We start from the raw sequence: 21,079 nt of genomic DNA on the forward strand, positions 1-21,079 counted from the left end.
TTCTCGCTTTACGATATTTGCTCTTCCTCATGCCCAGCCGACAGCAGGTCCATGAGATGATGCTTCAGCTCCATGAATGCCGGCGACGTCATGTCTTCCGTTTTGCGCGGACGCTCCATCGTCACGGTGATTTTGGACTTGATCCGGCCGGGCCTGGACGAGAACACGTAGATGTCATCCGACAGGTAAATCGCTTCATCGATGTCGTGGGTGACAAACAGCACCGTTTTGCCAAAGTCCTCCCAGATCTGCAGCAGCCAGTTCTGCATGGTCAACCGGGTCTGTGCATCAAGCGCACCGAACGGCTCGTCCAGCAAAATGATGTCCCTGTCGTAGAGCAGCGTCCGCAGCAGCGCGGCACGCTGTTTCATCCCTCCCGAGAGTTCCTTCGGATAATGCTTGTCAAAGCCCTTCAGACCGTATTTTTCCATCAAGGGCAGCGCCCTCTCCACGGCTTCCTTGTAGGGAACTCCCCGAACCTCCATGCCCAGAATGATGTTATCGAGGATGGTGCGCCATGGCAGAAGCATGTCCTTTTGCAGCATATAGCCCACATAACCGGTCGTTCCGACGATATCCTTTCCGTCGGCCATCACTTTGCCCGTGGAAGGAGGCATCAGGCCGGCGATAATGTTGAACAGGGTGGATTTGCCGCAACCGCTGGGACCGATTATGCTGACAAAACGCCCCTCCTCGATCGCCAGACTCGTCTCCCGCATGGCCGGAATCTCTTCCCCGTTTCTGCGAAACCATTTGCTGACGCCCGAAATTTCGATTTTGTGAGTCATGGCCCTTCCTCCTCTTCTTTGAGTTTCATGTTCTTTTCAGTAACAACACACATTTATTTTCAAAAGCGGATGTAACAAAAAATCGCCAGTCCAGCCCCAAGCCGCACACCAACGTGTACCTTGGTACCAAACTGACGATCGGCCCGCTCTCTACCCGAGTTCCGGCATGTCGTTCAGATATGTTTCTATCTCCTTCTCCAAGAATACGATGGTACCGGAAAACTCGGTCTCTGCATCATAATCTTTAAGAATGGAGATGATTTTAAACGGAAACTTCTCTTCCAGGCTGGTTTTAATCTCCTGCTTGAACACCTGGAATAAAAGGTGGTCCAACTGCCGGGTAGAGAGGGGGTAATTCTCATCCAGCAGTTTTAGGACGGGGACTCTACTATTCCTCGACACAATGATGATTTTGTTGCCAACGAAATCGACTTTTTGCTGCTTTACACCCACGTTAAATATTTTCTTATTTATCGCGTTGTAAACCCTCAAAAGATCCTGTTTGAGTTCGCCTGCTGTCATCATGGCTCAACATCCCTTTGTGTAAATTATTATTACATTGACTGGGGTAGGTATAGGGTGTTTATCGAGTTCGTTGTGTCCTTGGGTTTAATTATAGGCAAACACAGAGGATTGTCAATACATTTACGTTAAAAAAGTTAACAATATTTAGTTTTATGTTAATTTATATTACATATATATAACACTAAAACCTGTGTTATACCGTTCGTGCGCAATCTCTTTTTCACACCTTTACACTTGCTTGACCGGAACAAAAGCCCCATCTTCCCATCTTCACGTTCCGTTCATTTGTCTATCTCCGGTTAAATACCCGTTCCAGGAACAAGACACCCTCCCGCTTCTGGTACTCACTGACTTCATGGCCGGAGAACGGATAATCCCTGATTTCTTTTGCCGCCTCAATCCGGTTGTAAGCCGCATAGATAGTCTCGGGCATGCAAACCGTATCCTTCCATCCGACGGACACCATGATCGGGGCCTGGATTCTCGGCGCGAGATTCAGCATGTCAAAATGCGCGAGATGTGCCAAAATCTGATCCAGCTGCTCCGGGTACCGCTTTATGTATTGGGCGATTTCGTTCAGCGAGCTGACCGAATACAAAATGCCGTAATCCATCCTGCACATGTTGGGAATGTCGGCTACGATGGCCGCAACCTTGGGATTCAGCGCCCCTGCCAGCATCGACAGGCCGCCGCCCTGGCTCCCGCCCACCACGGCGATTTTTGCAGGGTCTACTCCCGGCTGCCGTGATGCCGCATCCACGGCTCTCACGGCATCCATGGCAATGGCCATGTAATAGGAGCGATGGATATCCGTAATCCCCTGCGACACCCAGCCTTTAACCACGCCGCTGTCCAGCGGCAGCAAATTCCCCGTCTCCCCGCCCTGACCCCTGACGTCAACGGCAAATACCGAATACCCCAGCATCAGCCAATGAGCATACCGTTCAGGAAATCCGCGGTCTCCGGTATAACCCGGGAAGGTTACGATACACGGCCTAGTCTCTGCTTTCGATGAATGATTAGCCGGCGCTATATACCAAGCGTTGATAGGAGTATCATCATATCCATGATAGGTTACCCGAGATACCTCCATATGGGGATATGGCGTAATTTCCGGTTTACTAACCATGCGAAGCGGTCTGTCCCCATGCGACTTTAGCGCCCCCTCCCAAAAAACATTCAAAGCCTGCTCGTCGATCGTTGGTTCCGGACGCAAGTTGCCAAGCTCTTTCTTACGCTGCTCAATAGTATTCATTCTGTGTTAAATCTCCTTTTCGCGTGTAAAGTGAAAGTTCATCGACATGGTTATTTCGGCATAACGTGCTTCATCCCCTTCGAAACGGCAGGAATTCATGCCGGTTTATTACAAAATCCTCTCAAAATAACGAATCAACTGCGGCCACCATCGTTATCTTTCTTCAAAAAAATAAAAAGCGATCATAGATTTATAGAGTCGAACATATCATAATAGAAACTATGAAATGCCAAACGGGTTGATATAAACAAGCACCCGCTTCTAGCAATACGACATCATATAGCGAATGGAGACGATGAATATGCTGCAAGGTTTAACAGGCGCAGGGCTCGGAAAACTTGAAAGCGATTTACAGTTTATCGAGCTTGCGGCCAAATATGAATTCCAATGCGTCGATATCGATGCCAAAGGTCTTGTGGACCGGCTTGGCGCGGAAGCGGCTGCCGAAATGCTGCAATCCCGCCAACTGGAAATCGGGGCGATCGGTCTCCCGGTGGACTGGAGAGGGTCGAACGAGCAGTTCCTAAGCGGACTCGAGAAGCTGCCGGCCGCCGCGGCCGCCGCCAAGGCGCTTGGCTGCACTCGCTGCTGTACATACATTCTTCCTTCCACGGACGCGCCTGCAGCCCATTTCATGGCGCTGGCCACTTCCAGGCTGCGGGCCTGCGCCAGCATTCTGGGAGCATACGGAATCCGATTGGGCCTGGAGTTCGTCGGTCCGCACCATCTGCGCACCCAATGGAAGAACCCGTTCATATGGACGGTACAAGAGACGTTGGATTGGATCGATGCCATCGGGGAGCCGAATGTCGGGCTGCTGTATGATGCCTATCACTGGTACACCAACGAGATGACAACCGACGATATCCGGCAGCTGCGCGCAGACCAGATTGTTCATGTCCACATCAACGATGCCAAGGACATTCCAATTCGGGACGTACTCGATAATGACCGCCTTTACCCGGGTGAGGGCGTGATTGATTTGCCAGGCTTCCTTCAGGCCCTGAACGATATCGGCTATAAGGGCCCGGTAACGCAAGAAATTTTGACGCCTTCCACACCGACGGGTACTCCAGAGGAGCTGGCTGCCAAATCGCGCCAAGCCTTCAACAGCGTATTCGGCGCTGCAGGTCTGTAATATTTAGTTTGCACTCGGTGCCACGCACATATCGGAATGATTCCTCTAATACAGGGTACACTGAAAGGGTACGTTAAGTACCTTTTCGGGAGGTCTTTAGCATGAACGGGTTTGAGAAAGAAAAACGAGCGGAGTCTACGGATTTGTCTACCGTCGAGTCCCAACGGAACGATCTGGTGGCAGAGGAATTTCCCGAGGGACCCTACGGTTCCGATCTTCGCAGCGATTCCCTCGGCAAGAGCACGCCTTGGCGCAAGGATCAGCGGCCTCCGAATCGGTTCGATTATGAGGATCGCCAGCTGCACATGGGCATCGAGCGGGAGTATCCCGGCGAAGACGAGAGCATGCAAGCAGATCCGGGACAAAAGAAACCGGAGTAGGAGTTTATAACCAACCGTCATTCTTTGGACAAGACGGTTGGTTTTTGTCGTAACAAGGCTTGTATTCACCCGCACCGGAAGCATAATGGCCTATAAAAATACATAAAATGGCATGTAAAAAAACGCGGATCTAACACAGGAAGAAACACCTTTGGCTGGGGTGTTAAAAGACATGAGGGAGCGGGGAGTATACCATGCCCATTATGAAAAAGAAGAATGAATTCGTGATTTATGTCGTCTCGTTATCCAACATCAAGCGCTACATGTCCATCGAATTTATCGGCGGTTCTTGCGGGTATATCATCGCTCAAAGAGCGCTTCAATCCGATCTGCTCGGCATGATCGGCAGCATCATCGCCCCGATGGCGATCCGCCGCGTGCTGCAATGGCAGCAGCTCAAATCCGAGCGTCATGCGCACCTGGATCTGCGTTCACTCTTCAAGCAGAGCGCGCCGAACCCTACATAACACCGTGCATCATGATAGTATTGACTGAGCACACCTAATTTCCGAAACCCCTAGCCGAACATCGTTTTTTCTAACCCGAAACAACTAAGATAAAGCCACTTCCATCATGTGGAAGTGGCTTCATCTTTCTTTATATAGACAATCCTCTTCAATCCTTTTGATGTGAAAACAGCCACTTCTTATCGTTTCTGCTTATAAAACTCATGATACAGCTTCATCAGTGCCCGCTTCTCAATGCGCGACACGTAGCTGCGCGAAATTCCCAGTTCTTTGGCGATTTCCCGCTGCGTCCGTTCTTCTCCCCCGGCTTCCAATCCAAACCGTCCTATGACAACTTCCTTCTCGCGGTCGTCCAATATGTCCAGATTTCGATAAATTTTGCTCTTTTCGATTTTCAGCTGCACGGCATCCACAATGTCATCCGCTTCCGTCCCGAGGATATCTATTAGAGTAATCTCATTCCCCTCTTTGTCCGTTCCGATCGGATCATGCAGGGATACGTCCTTGCGCGTTTTCTTAAGCGAACGCAAGTGCATCAATATTTCGTTTTCTATACAACGGGCAGCAAAAGTCGCCAGCTTCGTCCCCTTGTTGGGCCGAAAGCTTTCAATGGCTTTGATCAGACCGATGGTGCCGATGGATATGAGATCTTCCAGATCCTCGCCGGTGTTATCGAACTTTTTGACGATGTGCGCGACCAGCCGAAGATTATGCTCAATCAGTTTATTCCGCGACTGAGGATCGCCTTCGGCCATTCGCTGCAGATGTTTAGCTTCCTCCTCCTCGGTCAGAGGCTGGGGAAACGCGTTGTTTTTCACATACGAAACGAGCAGGGTCAACTCTTTAATGAACAAAGCAATTGCGGTAAACAATCCAGGCACTTTAGGACACCTCCTGCGAAGTTACAATGCAACCGGCCCTTATCGCGCTCGGTTTCTCGGTCTTCTCATTGTATGTAGGCAGCGGCCCAGAAGTGCCTGTACGGGGGAAACTGATGCGTAAAAACGTTAAATGCGCTATCCCTTTCCCGTAAATTTCAACGCCATTTGCACTCCTGGGCCAATCGAGTTTCTGCGGATCTAATGGATCCGGCTGACAAACATAAACGATCCGAAACACGAAAATCCAGAGGTACGCCCCATATCAATATAACATGATATAAATATAAAGGCCTGTAAAATTCACATCTTGAAACCAAAGAGATCCCACTTCAATGCTAAGCAAACGACCCAAAGAACCACCATCAACTCGTGCAGTACAACAAAATAATATAATAGCATAAAATTTATTAAATATAATATATTGACATTAAATTGGTATGTAATTATATTGAATGTAAGCGTTTTATATATGGGCATGACAGCAACGATCGACACCCGGAACTATGGAAGGGAGAAGAGCTAACATGTTTACGTTGGACTATTTTGCTGTTTTGCATGATTTGCACCGCACGGTATCCGAAGGCACCCCGGATGATCCGAAACTTGGGCATATGTTCAGGAGCATGCTGGACAACACGCTGGGATCGACCATCCGAAGACAGCCAGACGGCACTACCTTTGTTATTACCGGCGATATTCCGGCCATGTGGCTGAGGGATTCGGCGGCGCAAATCCGGCCGTTCCTCGTTCCGGCAGGCCAAGACCCCAGACTGGCCGATCTGATCGAAGGGCTCGTACGGAGGCAGTCGGCATTCATCCTGCTGGATCCGTACGCCAACGCGTTTAATGATTCGCCTTCCGGTCAAGGCCATCAGAACGATCGCACCGCCATGAACCCCTGGCTTTGGGAGCGCAAATATGAGGTCGATTCATTGTGTTACCCCCTCCAGCTTGCTTACCTGTTGTGGAAAGAAACCGGCAGAACCTCTCACCTCGATCACACATTCCATTCAGCTGCCAAGGCGATTCTTGCCCTCTGGCGAACCGAACAGCATCATGAATCGAAATCGCCGTATTACTTCGAACGCTTTAACTGTCCTCCAAGCGACACGCTGCCCCGCGGCGGTAAAGGCACGGAAGTGGCTTATACCGGAATGACCTGGTCCGGCTTCCGTCCGAGCGACGACGCCTGCGCCTATGGTTATCTGATTCCGTCGAATATGTTCGCCGTCGTCGTGCTCGGTTATCTGGCGGAAATTTGCCGAGACGTCCTGCGAGATCCCGAGATGGAGGCGGAAGCGGCGAAACTGGCGGATGAAATCCGGCATGGCATCGAGATGTACGGGGTGCTCGACCATCCCGAATACGGAAGAATTTACGCCTATGAGACGGACGGAATGGGAAACCACCTGCTTATGGATGACGCTAACGTCCCAAGCCTGCTGTCCATCCCCTATTTGGGTTATGCAAGCGCCGATGACCCGGTCTATCAAAATACCCGCAGGTTCGTGCTGAGCCATGCCAATCCGTATTATTACCAAGGCACCGCCGCCGCCGGCATCGGGAGCCCCCATACGCCGGACCGGTATATATGGCCGATAGCGCTGGCTATTCAGGGCTTGACGACCACCGATCAAGAGGAGAAGCTTCGTCTGCTTCGGTTAATGGCGGATACCGATGCCGGCACCGGCATGATGCATGAAGGATTTCTGGTCGACGACCCTGCCCGTTATACCCGCCCATGGTTTTCTTGGGCAAATATGATGTTCTGCGAGCTGATCATGGACTATAACGGCATTCGGGTCAAAGCGAATGAACGCCTAGGAGGTCATCGGGATCATCATGGGAACCAATAGAAAGCTACGCGGCTGGGTCATCGGCTATCTGTTCATTTTGCCGTCCATTATCGGCTTCAGTGTTTTTGTCGGATATCCCCTGCTTTCGTCCATGTATTATGCCTTGACGGAATGGAGCGGGTACGACACCCCCCGTTTTATCGGCTTCGAGAACTTTAGATACCTGTTCACGGAGGATCCGGCTTTCTGGCCATCGATCCGCGCGACGTTTTATTTCGTAATCCTGAGTGTTCCGTTATCGCTGATCCTAGGTTTGTTGTTGGCGATGATGCTGAACAAAAACCTGACCGGCATCAAATGGTTTCGCACCATCTTTTATCTTCCGGTCGTCGTTCCCTCCATCGCTACGCTCACGTTGTGGCAGTTCATATATGAGCCGCAATACGGGCTGGCGAATTCCCTGCTAAGGGAGTTCGGGCTGGCGCCGGGCACATGGCTGACGAGCGAAACGACAGCGCTTCCATCGATCGTGTTGATCGGTTTATGGCAGGTCGGTTCCAGCGTCATCATCTTTCTGAGCGGGCTGCAGTCCGTTCCGCAGGACATGTATGAAGCCGCCGAAGTCGACGGCGCCTCCCGATGGCGAATGTCGATCAATATTACGCTTCCGATGATCACGCCCATCCTGTTTCTGCAGCTTATACTCGGCATCATCGGCGCATTCCAGGCGTTTAACCAGGTTCAGGTGCTGACCGGAGGCGGACCGAATTTCTCCACTTCCTTGCTGAATTATAAAATCTATACCGATGCCTTCAACGGAAGAATGTTTGGTTATGCCATCGCGGAGGTATGGGTTCTCTTCGTTATCATCATGATTTTTACCGTGATTTCTTACCGGTACTCCAACCGGTTCGTTTATTACGAAAGCGACAAATAAGGGGGTAAGAAGCGATGCAAGCGGAAGTACGGCCGGAACTAAGAGGAAACCTGAATCCAGCGGACATACGCGTGAAGCGGAGAGCAAGATTCAATTGGATTGACGCCTTTCGATTTATCATCCTGGCCATCGGCGCCATAGCGATGCTGTTCCCCCTCTTCTGGATGGTCACCATTGCGCTGAAGAGCAACAATGACGTGTTCAAAATTCCGCCTGAATGGTTTCCGCGGGAATTTCATTGGTCCAATTTTGTGACCGGAACGAAGGAAATCAACTTTTGGCAAACATTCGGGAACTCCCTGTTCATTGCCATCACCTGCACGATCGGGCAGATTATCAGCTCGGTGCTGGTCGGGTACGGGCTCGCACGGCTGAAGTTCCCGGGCCGGAAGCTGTGGTTCTCGCTATTTATAGGAAGCCTCATGCTTCCCGGATTCGTAGGCATGATTCCCATGTTTAATCTGTACACCAGCATCGGATGGTACGATTCGTGGCTGCCTATCATCGTGCCCGCTTTTTTTGGAAACGCCACGTTCTCGTTCCTGTTCGTCCAGTATTTAAGAACGATTTCCGTTTCGTTTGACGAGGCGGCCAAAATCGACGGGGCTTCGGACCTTTATGTGCTGCTTAAAGTATTGGTGCCCATGTCGATGCCGGTGATCATGACCATGGTGATCTTTGCGTTCCAAGGCGCATGGAATCAATATTTGGAACCCCTGCTCTATATTATCGACCCAAGCAAATGGACGCTGTCTCTGGCAATGGCTACCTATACAGGCACCTATGCGACCGCCTGGAATTTGTTCATGGCCGCGGATCTGATTTATATCCTGCCGATGCTGCTGCTCTTCTTCTTTGGCCAGAAATTTTTTATGCAGGGGCTCGGCTCCATGAATTCCGCAGGCTTGAAGTAAGTCGTCCTCACGGATGGGAGGTGATGCAGACCGGGTTGGCTCCAAGCGATAACAGGTGATGTTCAGTTCATTAAATTTACCTTTGGGGAGGTCTTTCAATGAGACAGGGTGCAAAAGGGTGGGCCAGCGCAATCATCGCTTTATTGTTCTTCTCAAGTCTGCTGGCCGCATGCGGCGGGAACGGCGGCGGAGGCTCCGGTTCGGCAGACTCCGGGAACGCGCCGTCCGGACAGGATAACGCGGGATCCAGCAAACCCGTCGAAGTCACGATGATTACTTGGGAGTCGGCGGCCATGAACGAAAAAATCATGGCATCCATGAAAAAATTCGAAGAGGAAAACCCCGACATCAAAGTAAAACTCATCCCTACGCCATTGGATAATTACGGCGTCAAGATCAACGGAATGATCACAGCCAAGAAAGCGCCGGACATCTTCATGACCGGCAACGACATGCTGCTCGATAATGCCGGCAAGGGACTTCTCTACGACTGGACGGAGCTTGCCACCCAGGACAAAGCGTTCATGGAGGGCTTTTACGAAGGCGTGGTGGACAGCTGGTACTATGAGGGCAAATTGGTTGGCTTACCGGGTCTCTTGAACACGTACGGCATTTTTTACAATAAAAAGTCCTTCCAGGAGGCAGGCCTTCCGGAACCGAAAATCGGCTGGACCTATGACGAATTTTTTGCGGCGATGGAGAAGCTTTCGAGCAATCAAGGCGGCGTGCAGCAATTCGGTTATTATGCCCCCCTTGATCCCTTCCACGTCTCACTCTATTCGGTTTCCGCGGGCGGCGCTCCCTTTGCCGACGCCATAATCAACCCGACGAAGGTCGAAATCAGCGACCCGTTCAGGGAAGGCGTCGAAAAGTATAAGTCCGCGATTGCAAACGGCTACATGAATCCCCCTACCTTTGATTTAACGAATGCCATGAGCTCGTTCAAACAAGGCAAAGTTCCGATGACCCTGCAAGGACAGTGGGTAGCGGACGATCTGATCCGCACGGCTCCCAAGGAATTGGAATGGGGCTACGCGCCGATGCCGGTGGTGAACAGCCAGACCGAAATTTATGACGCCGTAGGCTGGTCCAGCCCTGCAACGCTCAAAAATCCGGAAGCGGTATGGAAAGTGCTCAAGTACCTGGACTCCAAAATGTATGAAGAGGTCCTCCCATCGACCCCGGTCGCTCCTGCGGCTTATCAAGCATCTTCCGCAGCTTATTACGATGCGCTGAAAGCGGCGGGCCATCCGGAAGTGGGCGAAGGCCTCGACCATATTCTGAAATCCCCGAATACGCAGCCGGTTCGTTTCCTGTCGACGTGGGCGGGCAAAGCGTACCCGTTCATAGAGGCCTCTTGGAAAAACATACTGATGGGCAAAGCGCCGATCACCGAACTGGATGTGATGGCTGAAAAAATCAATAACGTGATAACCACCGGCAAATAGCCGGGAAACGTTAACCACTCATGAAGCCGATCTCGATTCTGCCCGGATCGGCTTCGAATTGAAAATGAAGGAGGAATATTTATGTCACGAAGATCAGGCAAATGGTTCAGGTTATTGTCGGTGCCTCTGGTTCTCGCATTCTTGCTTGGCTCCATGCCGGGGATCGGATCATCCAAAGCCTATGCCTATACCGCATCGGATGGGGATACGGCGATGAAAGCTTATAACGAAACATTCTGGGACCCTAACGCCAAGATGTTCTGGAAGGACACCAAACGCGACAAGCACCAGGACTTCTGGGTGGAGGCAGAGCTGTGGGAATTGGTCATGGATGCGTACCAGCATACCTCCGACCCTGCTTTGAAGGCTGAACTCAAAACGCAGATCGACGATGTTTATGACGGCACCGTAGCCAAGTACGGCGAAGACTGGACGAATAATCCGTTCAATGACGATATCTTGTGGTGGGCGATGGGCAGCGCCAGAGCCTACCAAATCACCGGGAACCCAAGATACTTGGAAGCAGCGAGGTTTCATTTCGATTTCGTGTACGATACGCAGTGGGACGAAGAGTTCGCAAGCGGCGGCATTTGGTGGCTGAACAGCGACCACAACACCAAGAACGCATGCATCAATTTCCCGGCGGCTCAAGCAGCATTGTATCTTTACGATATTACGAAGGATGAGCATTATCTAAACGCGGCAACCCAAATATTCAGATGGGGCAAAACGATGCTGACGGACGGAAACGGAAAAGTATTCGACCGGATCGAGCTCGAACGCGGTGCGGTTCCGGACGCCACTCACTACAACCAGGGTACATACATCGGAGCGGCCGTCGGATTGTATAAAGCGACCGGAAATCCGGTTTACCTCGACGATGCGGTCAAAGCCGCAGAGTTTACCAAGAGCCGTCTGGTGGATGCAAACGGCGTGTTGAACTATGAAGGTCCCAACGGGGATCTGAAGGGTGGCAAAACGATCCTGATGCGCAATTTGGCCCACCTGCAAAAAGCACTCGATGAGACCGGGCAGCACCCGGAGTTCAGCGCTGAATTCGACGAATGGCTTGCATTCAATGTCGAAATGGCCTGGAGCCACCGCAATCCGGAACAGATCGTGGATGGAAACTGGACGGGACAGCTGCTGTCCGGAACCTATGAGTCCTGGTCCTCGGCTGCTGCCGTTCAAGCTCTGAACGTCATCAAGCCGATGGAAGCAGATTTTCATTATGGCGTTAAGAACCCATTCGATAAAATCGAAGCGGAACGCTATAATATCGGTTCCGGTTTCGTGCTGGAGGGTGCGTTTGAAGGCACGCTCCAACTGGGAGGAATTCAGCACGGCTCTTATGCCGCATACAAAAATGTGGATTTCGGATCTGAAGGGGCGATCGGCTTTATTGCCAGGGCGTCCAGCGGAACGGGCGGAGGCCATATCGAGATCCGGCTCGACTCCAAGGACGGCCCCAAGGTTGGGACCTTGAACGTAGAGGGAACGGGCGGCTGGAATAACTATATCGATGCCGTTACCCTCCTTAAGGACGACCAGGGATCGCCGAGCTCCATTACCGGCGTCCATGATGTGTATCTTGTCTTCAGCAAAACGAATGACGATTATTTGTTCAATTTGAACTGGATTAAATTCACGACGACCGATCCGACCGAAACCGATGCCTATGCCAAGCTTAAAGCTGGAAATTACGACAGCAGCGAAGGTCTCAGCAAACATGCCGAGCTTGGGTACTTAGACGGTATCCATCACAATGCTTATGCGGCTTATGATGGAATCGACTTTGGATCGGGCGCGGCAGGCGTGACCGTCCATGTGGCGAGCGGCAATCAGGGCGGAACGATCGAAGTCAGGTTGGACAGTCTGGATGGGCCTACCGCAGGCGTCATCCCCGTTCCGGCGCTCGGAAGCTGGGATCGTTGGGTCGATATTATGGCGAATATCGATGACACCCTGGCCGTGGGGGTCCACGATGTATACCTGGTTTTCAAGGGAGCGAACGGCAGCGACTATCCCCTTAATCTGGAGTGGTTCACCTTTACAACCATGAAAGGAAAAGCCAGGGATGCTTACGGCAAGCTGGAGGCCGAAAACTATACGAACGGAGTAGGCTTCGGCAATGAAACCGGAGGCGGAGAAACCTACCTGGCCGGCATGTTTGGACCGAATAATCCTTATGCCATGTACAATTACATCGATTTCGGCAGCGAAAGCCCAACCCAATTCCATGTCAATGCGGCCAGCGACACTAACGGCGGGACAATCGAGGTCCGACTGGACAGCCTTAACGGTCCGGTTATTGCTGCCGGAACCGTCTCGGGAACCGGAGGCTGGCAAAATTTCAAGGTTTTCTCGACGGACGTAACGACTCCCGTAACGGGAAAACACATCGTATTCATGTCTTTTAAAGGCGGAGACTGGTTATACAACTTCGATAAATTCACCTTTGGCGACCCAGCTGTATTCACGGAGCCTGCCCCTCCTACGATACCCGAAGAGGACGATGTTGCTCCGGGCGAGGTAGAGAACGTGCAGGTGAAGCGCGGAGAAGGCAGTGTGACGCTGTATTGGGACGGTCCTTACGATATCGATGCTCAAAAAGTGCAAATTACGCTGCGGAGCGATGGGCAGCAGGTCGGAGACGTCCTCGAGGTCAATCGCGGAATTCAAACAGCGGTGATACAAGGAATCGAAGCTGGCAAGGATTATTCGCTTTTCATCCGGTCCAAGGATCTGTCCGGCAATGTTTCGCAAGGGATCACCCTTGAGGTAACCGACTCTCCGGCCTTCTCTCTATCTGTGAACGGCAAGAGCTTGAAAGACGGCGATTCCATGGAGGATTACACGCCCCTCAGCTTCAAAATTCTGGACTCTTCCATCCGTTTTGCCGAGATCACCATCGACGGAAAGGCATACACCATCGATCCGGTGACCATGGATCCAATCGACATTGATTTGGCCGGCAACTTGGGCGATAAAACCGCCACGATTACGACCGAGGACCGATCAGGAAACAAGCTTCAGAAAAACCTCCGGTTCCGGGTCATCACCAGCGTGAATTCCATGAAACAATTAGTCGAGCGATTCACGGATTCAGGCGATGTACGCGGTCCACTCGTTCCCCAGCTGAGCAATGCCCTTAACCAGGTCCAGCATCATCTGGATAAGGGAAGACGCGATCAGGCCGTGAAACATATGCAGAATTTCACCAAGCACCTGAATAAAGAGGCTATGGGCCGCAACGTCAACGAGCAAGCCAAGGCGATATTGAATACGGATGCCAACTTCCTGATCCATGATTGGCAGGATGACCTGGAGTAAACCGGAAGCGCCTTAGCCCCCTGATGACATGTAAAAAAGATGACTCCCGGTCACTCGGGAGTCATCTTTTTCGGCTTTTATCTCCTGTGTGTGCGCCACTCTTCCAAGTTCAGACCTCAATCAATGCAAGATCGAACTCTATTTCTGGTGCTGATCAGCGGCCAGCAAGGAAAATCTTCAATTCTCCGGGCTGCTTAACCGTTCGGACAACCAATCGTACGAATGACGGCCGCTAATTTCGTGCGCTCCAGGAAACAGGTCGGCTTGAAGTCTATCCTCCGCGCCGGCACGCCGATAGGTTTCCCTGAGCTGTTCAACCGCCGAGTTAAAACCCGCAGCCGGAAATATCCGATCATCGGCTCCCGACTCCAGATACAAGGGTCTGGGAGCGATCAGCCCTATCCATTCCGGCAGCTCGGCATGGTTCAGGATACCCGGAATGTAATTGCATATACAGTGCTGCATCGCCATAATGCTGTCCTTGAAGGTGTTGGGATAACCGGCAAGCACCGCAGCCCGGATCCGTTCATCCAGCGCCGCGCACAGGAACGAGATCAGGCCGCCTCCCGAAAAACCCATGATGCCGATTCCGCCAGGCTGGACTTCGGGACGCTCGGCCAGATAGTCCAGTGCCCTTAGCGTTTCGGCTGCGCGGAGACCGGCGAGCGTCTTGCCATGCATCAGCAGCTGGGTGGACAGCCGGTGGCAGGAGTTCGCGGCTTCCGGGTTCCGTGCAAGATCGGCGGCTAGGCGGCGATCTCCAAAACCGGCCACATCCGGAGCGATCACCACCATGCCTCGCCGCACCAACTGAACCGCGAAATGCCGATGTATACCTGGCGGATCCGGATCGCTGGATCCGTCCTGCTTCAGCCCTACAATCTCCCGGCTTCCATAGCCATGGCCATGAACGGCGACGGCTGCGGGCATCGGCTTCCGCTGATCTTCCGGGATTAGGATATAAGCCGCAAAGGATACGCCCGGTACGGCTGATAATTCTACCCTTTCGCGAATATAACCGTCGCATGATTCCCGTTCGAGCAGGACGGGCTTGTGATTTTCGTTGGCCTCGAACTCGCCGATCAATCGCCGAAGCGTTTGCTTCAAATACCGATTGCGCTCTTCGGCGCTCATGGCAGCCTGACTGTCTTTCGTATTTTTCTCAGCCTCGTTATACATGGATTCCAGAAAAGCATCTGCACGCCACATCCGAAAACTCACCCCCTCGATAAAGTCACTATTGTAGACCAGGTGTTCCTTGGATCATCTCATTTCCTTGTACCTCAACCACAGGGCATCAAGGCCCCATATTCACCAGGACGGCTTCGGGCCCGGTCGGACTCCGGCTCCCCCCTTTGGGTTCCATGCTGACCACGATCCGTTTCGCGTTCTCCGCGCCGACCCCGTAATAATAACTCTTTCCCTGCGGACCCTGAACCAGCATAAAGCCGGCGCTCGACAGCCGCTCCTCATCCTGCAGCCATACCTGATAGTCTGTTTCCTGCAAGGAATGCAGACCGTTCACAACGATCAGCATTTCTCCCGAGCCGCGTTTGAGCCATACCGAGCCGCTGCCGTAAAACGGCTCTACGGGCTGTATGACGTACCGCTCGGTATCATCGCTCTGCATATCGGCAATCCGCTGGCTCACGGTATGTTCGAAGGCCGCCTGGGTCTGGACGTCGTTCCCTTTCAAGGTGAATAAACCGGCTATCAACAGGATGAGCAGCGCTCCGGATATCGCCTGGAAGGCAGCATGCTTCCTGATTCGGACCTTGCTTCGGAAGGACCGGATATAAGCCGCTCGCATGAGCCTGCGGCGCAGCCGATCGGGAGGCATGGGTCCATCATTCGGAGCTTGATCCTGCACGGCCCCCCGTATGGCCGGCTCCGTACCTGCCGGCTGAGTCGATCCGAGCTGTTGGCCGTCCATATCGCGGCTTCGAAACAGCTCCTGCCCGAAGACATCGGATTCATGGAATGGCACTGCAAGATCTTCTGCTCCCATAAGTTCGGCCCATTCCGCTGTCGTGCCGGAGCACGCCTCGCATTCCTTGAGATGGAGCTCCAGATTCCTGCTCACCGCGTACGGCAAACGCTTCATGACGTAATCAACAAGCTTCTCCTCGGGATAGGCCGTGCAGCCGATGTCATCTTGACCAAGGTGCTCAAGGTTATGCTTTGAATGTTTCATGCTGCGCGCTTCCCCCTTCCTTCCCGTTCATCGCATCGAGCCGCCGCCTGACATTGAGGATCCCGTACCGGATTAAGGATTTGACGGTGCCGACCGGCCGGTTTAACAATTCCGCCATTTCCCGGTGGGACCGCTGCTCGACGTAGCTTCCGTAAACCGCCATCCGCTGAAGGGGCGGAATGCCTTGCAGCGCCTCCTTTATCTGCTCCAGCTCCACCCGTCGCAAGGCGGCCAGCTCAACCGACTCCTGCTCTTCGCTCCATACCGTCTCCGGCAGCGCCTCCCCGTTCCATTCGGCCGCAGCGATGCGCTGCCGCTTGCGCAGGCGATCCATCGCCCTGCACCTTGTTCTCACCGCCAGCCAAGCCTCGACGCTTCCGCGGGCGGGATCGTACTGATCCGCCTTATGCAGCACCTCCATGAAGATATCCTGGCATACATCCTCCGCCTCGGCCGGGTCCTTCGTCATCTGTAAAGCCAACCGGTACACCAGACGGGCATAGGCATCATAGAAGCGTCTGAATGCTCCGGCGGAGCCCTCGGCAATCTCCTCCAACCATAACGCGGAATGATCGTTCATCCCTACCACTCCCCCCTAACCTGATCTCCTCTCCAAAAATGAAGGATGGCTCGCCTGCATACGGCCATTTTCGATTCAATATTTTAGCAAACCGTCCTTGGCTTTTGAATAAACCGGGACGCTTTTCAGGTTCCTTTAATGAATTTTTTAGGTAATTTTAATCTTTCCGATAAATCCAATCCCGGTCGTTCCAACGTACTCTTTGTGACAAAAAAATTTAGGAGGGGTAGTGTCATGAAATCATGTAAACAACGAGCCAAGCAGCTGAGCCTGATGCTCTTGTTCATCCTGGGTGCTTGCTTGTACGGCGGAAGTAACACCGCGTTGGCGGCCGGAGAAATCACGTTATACACGCCATATACGTCGATTTCCGTTCCGCCTGGAGAAGTCATCAATTACCCGCTAGAGGTCAAAAACAATACGAATAGCGTCATTACGGTTCCGCTGCAAATCAACAGCCTCCCGAGCGGCTGGAGCACCAAGCTAAACGGTGGAGGCTGGCAGCTGAGGGAGGTATCGGTGAAGCCCGGCGAATCCGAATCGGTGACCCTGGAGGTAACCGTTCCCCTTAAGGTAGATAAAGGCTCCTACCGGTTTCAATTAACCGCGGGCTCGATGGCCAGTCTGCAGTTAACCGTGGATATCACGGAAAAAGGAACCTATCAAACCGAGCTCACAACCGATCAGGCCAATCTGGAAGGGCACGCCGATTCCACGTTCACCTACACGGTGAATCTGCAAAACCGAACGGCCAATAAGCAAAACTATGCCCTGAACGCCGATGCCCAGGCGGGTTGGGACGTTACATTCACGTCAGGCGGCAAGCAGGTATCCTCCGTCGAAATCGAAGCAGGCGCAAGCCAATCCATTACCGTCGATGTCAAGCCGCCTGCGGAGGTGACGGAAGGCTCCTTCTCCATTCCGATCCGCGCCTCCAATTCATCGACGTCCTCCGAGCTTGCGCTGGAAGCCGTCATTACAGGGTCTTACGGGCTGGAGCTTACAACGCCAAGCGGCTTGCTCAGCACGAATGTCAATGCTGGCGGAAGCAAAACCATTGAGCTTCTGGTGAAGAATACGGGCACCGCACCACTCTCGGACATTAATCTCAGCGCCGATACGCCGGTGGACTGGGAGGTCAGCTTTAATCCGAAAACGATCGAGAATCTGCCTGCAGGCAAATCCACAACGGTAGAAGCCAAGCTCACTTCAAGCGACAAAGCCATCGCCGGCGATTATGTCACAAGCCTGAAAGCCGCTGCGGCCGAAGCAAGCTCCGACGCCCAATTCCGCGTAGCCGTCAAAGGTTCCATGCTATGGGGCTGGATCGGCGTGCTTGTCATATTAGCCATTCTGGGAGGCATCTATGTCCTCATTCGCAAATACGGAAGGAGATGACCCTGATGGATACGGTCATTGACATTCAGGAACTGACGAAGAGTTACCACGACACGAGAGCGGTGGACCGTTTATCCCTTCAAATTAGGCGGGGCGAGATCTTCGGCCTGCTCGGTCCGAACGGTGCGGGCAAATCCACCACGATCCTGATGCTGCTGGGGCTGAGCGAACCGGATTCGGGATCGATAAGCGTGCTTGGCATCAATCCGACAAGAGAGCCGATTCCGGTGAAACGGCGGGTTGGGTACCTTCCGGATGACGTCGGCTTTTACGAGGACCGTACCGGCATGGAAAACCTGATGCTAACCGCGCGGTTGAATCGAATTCCGGATAACCAGGCCCGCGAAAGGGCATTGGAGCTGCTGGAGCAGGTAGGGCTCACGCATGTTGCCCACAAGAAGACGGGGGCTTATTCCCGCGGGATGCGGCAGCGGCTCGGACTTGCCGACGTCTTAATGAAATCCCCCGAAATCATCATTCTTGACGAACCGACCCTGGGCATCGATCCGACAGGTATGGAAGAGCTGCTGCGGTTGATACGGAAGCTCAGCCGCGAGCAAGGATTGACCGTGCTGTTATCGTCCCATCAGCTGCACCAGGTTCAGCAGATTTGCGACCGCGTCGGCTTGTTCGTACGGGGACGACTCCTCGCCGAAGGCGATGTCGGGAGTCTGTCCCGAACTCTGTTTGCGGATGATCCCATTATGATCACGGCGGAGGTGGATGAGCTTGTGCCCGAACTGCGGGATGCCATCGGCAGCATCCCAGGGGTTCACCAAATCGAAGTTCCGCCTGCCGTGAGCGGTCCGGCTGAATCAAACGACACGCTGACCAGAGACCTGCCAATTAAGGTTCTGATTCGGGCCGATAGGGATTGCAGTCCGGAGATTGCCCGAACGGTCGTAAATGCAGGCGTTCGGCTGTTCTCGCTAAATCGCCAGCAGCACGGCCTGGACGAAATCTACCACCGTTATTTTGCAGGAGGTGAGGAGCATGGCAGAACGAACGACGCCAAGCATACCGGCTAAGCTGACCGGCATGGGCCGCCGGCTGCAAGCCTTATTCGAAAGCAGGAAAAAGGGATCTGCCAAGCCCACCCGGGTCCCCGGAGCAACGGCAGTAGAAAAATCAGCCCAACCCTCCATGCCCTCGGCATTCGGCGTGCTTGTCCGCAAAGAAATAGCGGATCATATCCGCAGCTGGCGCTTCATCCTGCTGCTAGGCATCATTGCCTTAACCTGCGTAGCCTCGCTGTATACCGCTATGAACAGCATCCGGGAAGCCCTCGAATCGGAGAACGGCGTCCATGATTTTGTCATTCTGAAGCTGTTCACCATCTCGGACGGCACCCTTCCGACCTTCATCGGATTTGTCGGTTTCCTGGGTCCGTTGCTCGGAATCGGCATGGGTTTTGATGCCATCAACAGTGAACGGAACAAAGGCACGCTCAGCCGAATCATGGCCCAGCCGATTCATCGCGACGATCTGCTCAATGCGAAATTCGCGGCTTCCCTGATCGTCATCAGCATCATGTTTATCACGCTCGGGCTGTTGACCATGGCACTGGGCACCCTGATTATCGGGATTCCGCCTACCTTTGAGGAATTTTTACGGATCATCAGTTTTCTGGTCGTGACGATCTGTTACGTCGGCTTCTGGCTGAATCTGTCCATTACGTTCTCCGTAAGGTTCCGACAGCCGGCCACCTCCGCCCTGTCGAGCATCGCCGTCTGGCTGTTCTTCAGCTTTTTCTTTGATATGATCCTGCAGCTGCTGTCGCGGGGACTGGCTCCCAGTACTGCCTCGGCGACGGTCCAAGATGTCATGAGCTATCAGAATCTGATGCTGTGGCTAAGTCGGCTGTCGCCGTATACCCTGTTCAATGAAGCGACGACCACCCTGCTGATGCCATCCATCCGCAATCTCGGTCCGCTCACGCAGGAGCAGGTGTATGGAGCCATTGCCAGTCCGCTGCCGTTCGGCCAAAGCCTGCTGCTCGTCTGGCCGCAAATTATCGGGCTGGCCGCAGCCACGCTGATCTGCTTTGCCATCTCCTACGTCCTGTTCCTCCGCCAGGAGATTCGAGGCCGGTCCTGATCTTCAGGCTATACGAACAAGCTCATCTGAAGGATTCTTCAGATGAGCTTGTTTTTTTATCAAGCGTTCTCACGTTATATGATTTGTTCTACCTTCCTTGCACAACGGCTTGCGACAGGAACCCAATCTTCTGCAGCCAACCCTCGCACAGGCGCGTCCATTGCGAAACACTGGCATCTTCTTCCGCAAGGCCAAGGCCATGCCGGCCTTCCGGGAAAACATGCAATTCGAACGGGATTTGCTGCTTGCTCAGCGATCCGGCATACATCAGGCTGTTCTCGACCGGGACCGCGCCGTCATCCGCGGTATGCCACAGAAAGGAAGGCGGGGTGTCCGGTTTTACCGCCCATTCGAGCGACATCGCATTTCTTAAGTCTTCCGCCGGGTCCTCCCCCAACAAATTGGTCATGGAGCCCTCATGGAAGTATTCCTTAAATGAAATGACCGGGTAACAGAGAATGGATGCGTTCGGACGGCAGCCCTGCCGCTCAACGCGATCTTCGGCCTCCGGATTTCCTTCATCGAAATAGGTGCTTGCACTGGCCGCGAGATGTGCGCCGGCGGAGAATCCGAGAATTCCGATGCGTTCCGGATCGATGTTCCATTCCTTGGCATGATGCCTTACGAGCCGAATTGCCCGCTGGGCATCATACAGTGGATAAGGATGCCGGTACGGGGCAACCCGGTAATGAACGACAAATGCCGATAAGCCGATCGAATTAAGCCACAGGGCAACCGGATCGCCCTCATGATCTGCCCGCCGTCCATATCCGCCGCCCGGCAGAACGAGCACGGCTCCGTGTGGTGTTTCTTTTTGTAGAAGATAAGGTGTCATATAGGGCGTGAACGACTCTTCCACCGACGCATATCCTGGTGTATCCTGTTCCCAAAGCTTCATTCTATCCATTCCTTTCCGACTTCATATGATGTCGTTGTCCTTTGAATCGA

At 53.1% G+C, this 21,079-nt stretch carries 19 protein-coding genes; 11 read left to right on the top strand and 8 right to left on the bottom strand.

Going from position 1 to position 21,079, the window contains the following annotated elements; all coding sequences use genetic code 11:
• Positions 1-8: 8 nt before the first annotated feature.
• From HMPREF9412_RS13640 to HMPREF9412_RS13650, 3 genes are all read right to left on the bottom strand, one after another.
• Positions 9-788, bottom strand: coding sequence for an ABC transporter ATP-binding protein (locus HMPREF9412_RS13640; protein ID WP_009592193.1), 780 nt, complete (start codon positions 786-788; stop codon positions 9-11).
• A gap of 150 nt (positions 789-938) precedes the next feature.
• The gene (locus HMPREF9412_RS13645) at positions 939-1,313 is read right to left on the bottom strand and encodes a DUF2294 domain-containing protein (RefSeq protein ID WP_009592183.1); all 375 of its coding nucleotides are present in this window, start codon (positions 1,311-1,313) and stop codon (positions 939-941) included.
• Between the two features lie 289 nt (positions 1,314-1,602).
• Positions 1,603-2,568, bottom strand: a complete 966-nt coding sequence (locus HMPREF9412_RS13650; protein ID WP_009592158.1) for an acetylxylan esterase — start codon at positions 2,566-2,568, stop codon at positions 1,603-1,605.
• A 301-nt stretch (positions 2,569-2,869) separates the two neighbouring features.
• On the opposite strand from HMPREF9412_RS13650, the gene HMPREF9412_RS13655 reads away from it, so the two are divergent.
• The 3 genes from HMPREF9412_RS13655 to HMPREF9412_RS13665 all read left to right on the top strand — a co-directional run bounded on the left by HMPREF9412_RS13655 (position 2,870) and on the right by HMPREF9412_RS13665 (position 4,553).
• Positions 2,870-3,706: a sugar phosphate isomerase/epimerase family protein gene (locus HMPREF9412_RS13655; protein ID WP_009592194.1), complete on the top strand. Its 837-nt coding sequence runs from the start codon at positions 2,870-2,872 to the stop codon at positions 3,704-3,706.
• 101 nt (positions 3,707-3,807) lie between these two features.
• The gene (locus HMPREF9412_RS13660) at positions 3,808-4,086 is read left to right on the top strand and encodes a hypothetical protein (RefSeq protein WP_009592141.1); all 279 of its coding nucleotides are present in this window, start codon (positions 3,808-3,810) and stop codon (positions 4,084-4,086) included.
• Between the two features lie 194 nt (positions 4,087-4,280).
• Positions 4,281-4,553: a hypothetical protein gene (locus HMPREF9412_RS13665; RefSeq protein WP_009592169.1), complete on the top strand. Its 273-nt coding sequence runs from the start codon at positions 4,281-4,283 to the stop codon at positions 4,551-4,553.
• Positions 4,554-4,732: 179 nt separating this feature from the next.
• Here the strand turns inward: HMPREF9412_RS13665 and sigK are convergent, their stop codons facing one another.
• The gene (gene sigK / locus HMPREF9412_RS13670; RefSeq protein WP_006208952.1) at positions 4,733-5,434 is read right to left on the bottom strand and encodes an RNA polymerase sporulation sigma factor SigK; all 702 of its coding nucleotides are present in this window, start codon (positions 5,432-5,434) and stop codon (positions 4,733-4,735) included.
• A 524-nt stretch (positions 5,435-5,958) separates the two neighbouring features.
• Between sigK and HMPREF9412_RS13675 the strand changes: the two genes are divergently transcribed.
• From HMPREF9412_RS13675 to HMPREF9412_RS13695, 5 genes are all read left to right on the top strand, one after another.
• On the top strand, positions 5,959-7,290 hold the full coding sequence (locus HMPREF9412_RS13675) for a glycoside hydrolase family 125 protein (RefSeq protein WP_009592180.1): 1,332 nt from the start codon (positions 5,959-5,961) through the stop codon (positions 7,288-7,290).
• Positions 7,277-8,167, top strand: coding sequence for a carbohydrate ABC transporter permease (locus HMPREF9412_RS13680; RefSeq protein WP_009592178.1), 891 nt, complete (start codon positions 7,277-7,279; stop codon positions 8,165-8,167). The genes HMPREF9412_RS13675 and HMPREF9412_RS13680 overlap by 14 nt, the downstream gene beginning before the upstream one ends.
• A 14-nt stretch (positions 8,168-8,181) precedes the next feature.
• Positions 8,182-9,081: a carbohydrate ABC transporter permease gene (locus HMPREF9412_RS13685; protein ID WP_009592205.1), complete on the top strand. Its 900-nt coding sequence runs from the start codon at positions 8,182-8,184 to the stop codon at positions 9,079-9,081.
• A 98-nt stretch (positions 9,082-9,179) separates the two neighbouring features.
• Positions 9,180-10,529, top strand: a complete 1,350-nt coding sequence (locus HMPREF9412_RS13690; RefSeq protein WP_009592184.1) for an ABC transporter substrate-binding protein — start codon at positions 9,180-9,182, stop codon at positions 10,527-10,529.
• 81 nt (positions 10,530-10,610) lie between these two features.
• Complete coding sequence (locus tag HMPREF9412_RS13695) at positions 10,611-13,862, top strand: carbohydrate-binding protein (RefSeq protein ID WP_009592198.1); 3,252 nt, start codon at positions 10,611-10,613, stop codon at positions 13,860-13,862.
• A gap of 177 nt (positions 13,863-14,039) precedes the next feature.
• On the opposite strand, the gene HMPREF9412_RS13700 is transcribed toward HMPREF9412_RS13695, so the two are convergent.
• The 3 genes from HMPREF9412_RS13700 to HMPREF9412_RS13710 form a co-directional block, all read right to left on the bottom strand.
• Positions 14,040-15,071, bottom strand: a complete 1,032-nt coding sequence (locus HMPREF9412_RS13700; protein WP_009592188.1) for a dienelactone hydrolase family protein — start codon at positions 15,069-15,071, stop codon at positions 14,040-14,042.
• A gap of 88 nt (positions 15,072-15,159) precedes the next feature.
• A complete protein-coding gene (locus HMPREF9412_RS13705; RefSeq protein ID WP_036672189.1) occupies positions 15,160-16,056 on the bottom strand; it encodes an anti-sigma factor in 897 nt (298 codons plus the stop codon).
• Entirely contained in the window at positions 16,037-16,636 is a 600-nt protein-coding gene (locus HMPREF9412_RS13710) for an RNA polymerase sigma factor (protein WP_009592177.1), read from the bottom strand. Before HMPREF9412_RS13710 ends, HMPREF9412_RS13705 begins: the two co-directional genes overlap by 20 nt.
• Before the next feature lie 234 nt (positions 16,637-16,870).
• On the opposite strand from HMPREF9412_RS13710, the gene HMPREF9412_RS13715 reads away from it, so the two are divergent.
• The 3 genes from HMPREF9412_RS13715 to HMPREF9412_RS13725 are packed head-to-tail and all read left to right on the top strand — an operon-like array spanning position 16,871 to position 20,131.
• The gene (locus HMPREF9412_RS13715; protein WP_009592144.1) at positions 16,871-18,034 is read left to right on the top strand and encodes an NEW3 domain-containing protein; all 1,164 of its coding nucleotides are present in this window, start codon (positions 16,871-16,873) and stop codon (positions 18,032-18,034) included.
• A gap of 5 nt (positions 18,035-18,039) precedes the next feature.
• Complete coding sequence (locus HMPREF9412_RS13720; RefSeq protein ID WP_009592166.1) at positions 18,040-19,062, top strand: ABC transporter ATP-binding protein; 1,023 nt, start codon at positions 18,040-18,042, stop codon at positions 19,060-19,062.
• Complete coding sequence (locus tag HMPREF9412_RS13725; RefSeq protein ID WP_009592174.1) at positions 19,028-20,131, top strand: ABC transporter permease; 1,104 nt, start codon at positions 19,028-19,030, stop codon at positions 20,129-20,131. The genes HMPREF9412_RS13720 and HMPREF9412_RS13725 overlap by 35 nt, the downstream gene beginning before the upstream one ends.
• Positions 20,132-20,219: 88 nt before the next feature.
• Here the strand turns inward: HMPREF9412_RS13725 and HMPREF9412_RS13730 are convergent, their stop codons facing one another.
• The gene (locus HMPREF9412_RS13730; RefSeq protein WP_009592204.1) at positions 20,220-21,029 is read right to left on the bottom strand and encodes an alpha/beta hydrolase; all 810 of its coding nucleotides are present in this window, start codon (positions 21,027-21,029) and stop codon (positions 20,220-20,222) included.
• Positions 21,030-21,079: the final 50 nt, after the last annotated feature.

The sequence above is a fragment of the Paenibacillus sp. HGF5 genome (assembly GCF_000204455.1).
Lineage (GTDB): Bacteria > Bacillota > Bacilli > Paenibacillales > Paenibacillaceae > Paenibacillus_AQ > Paenibacillus_AQ lautus_A.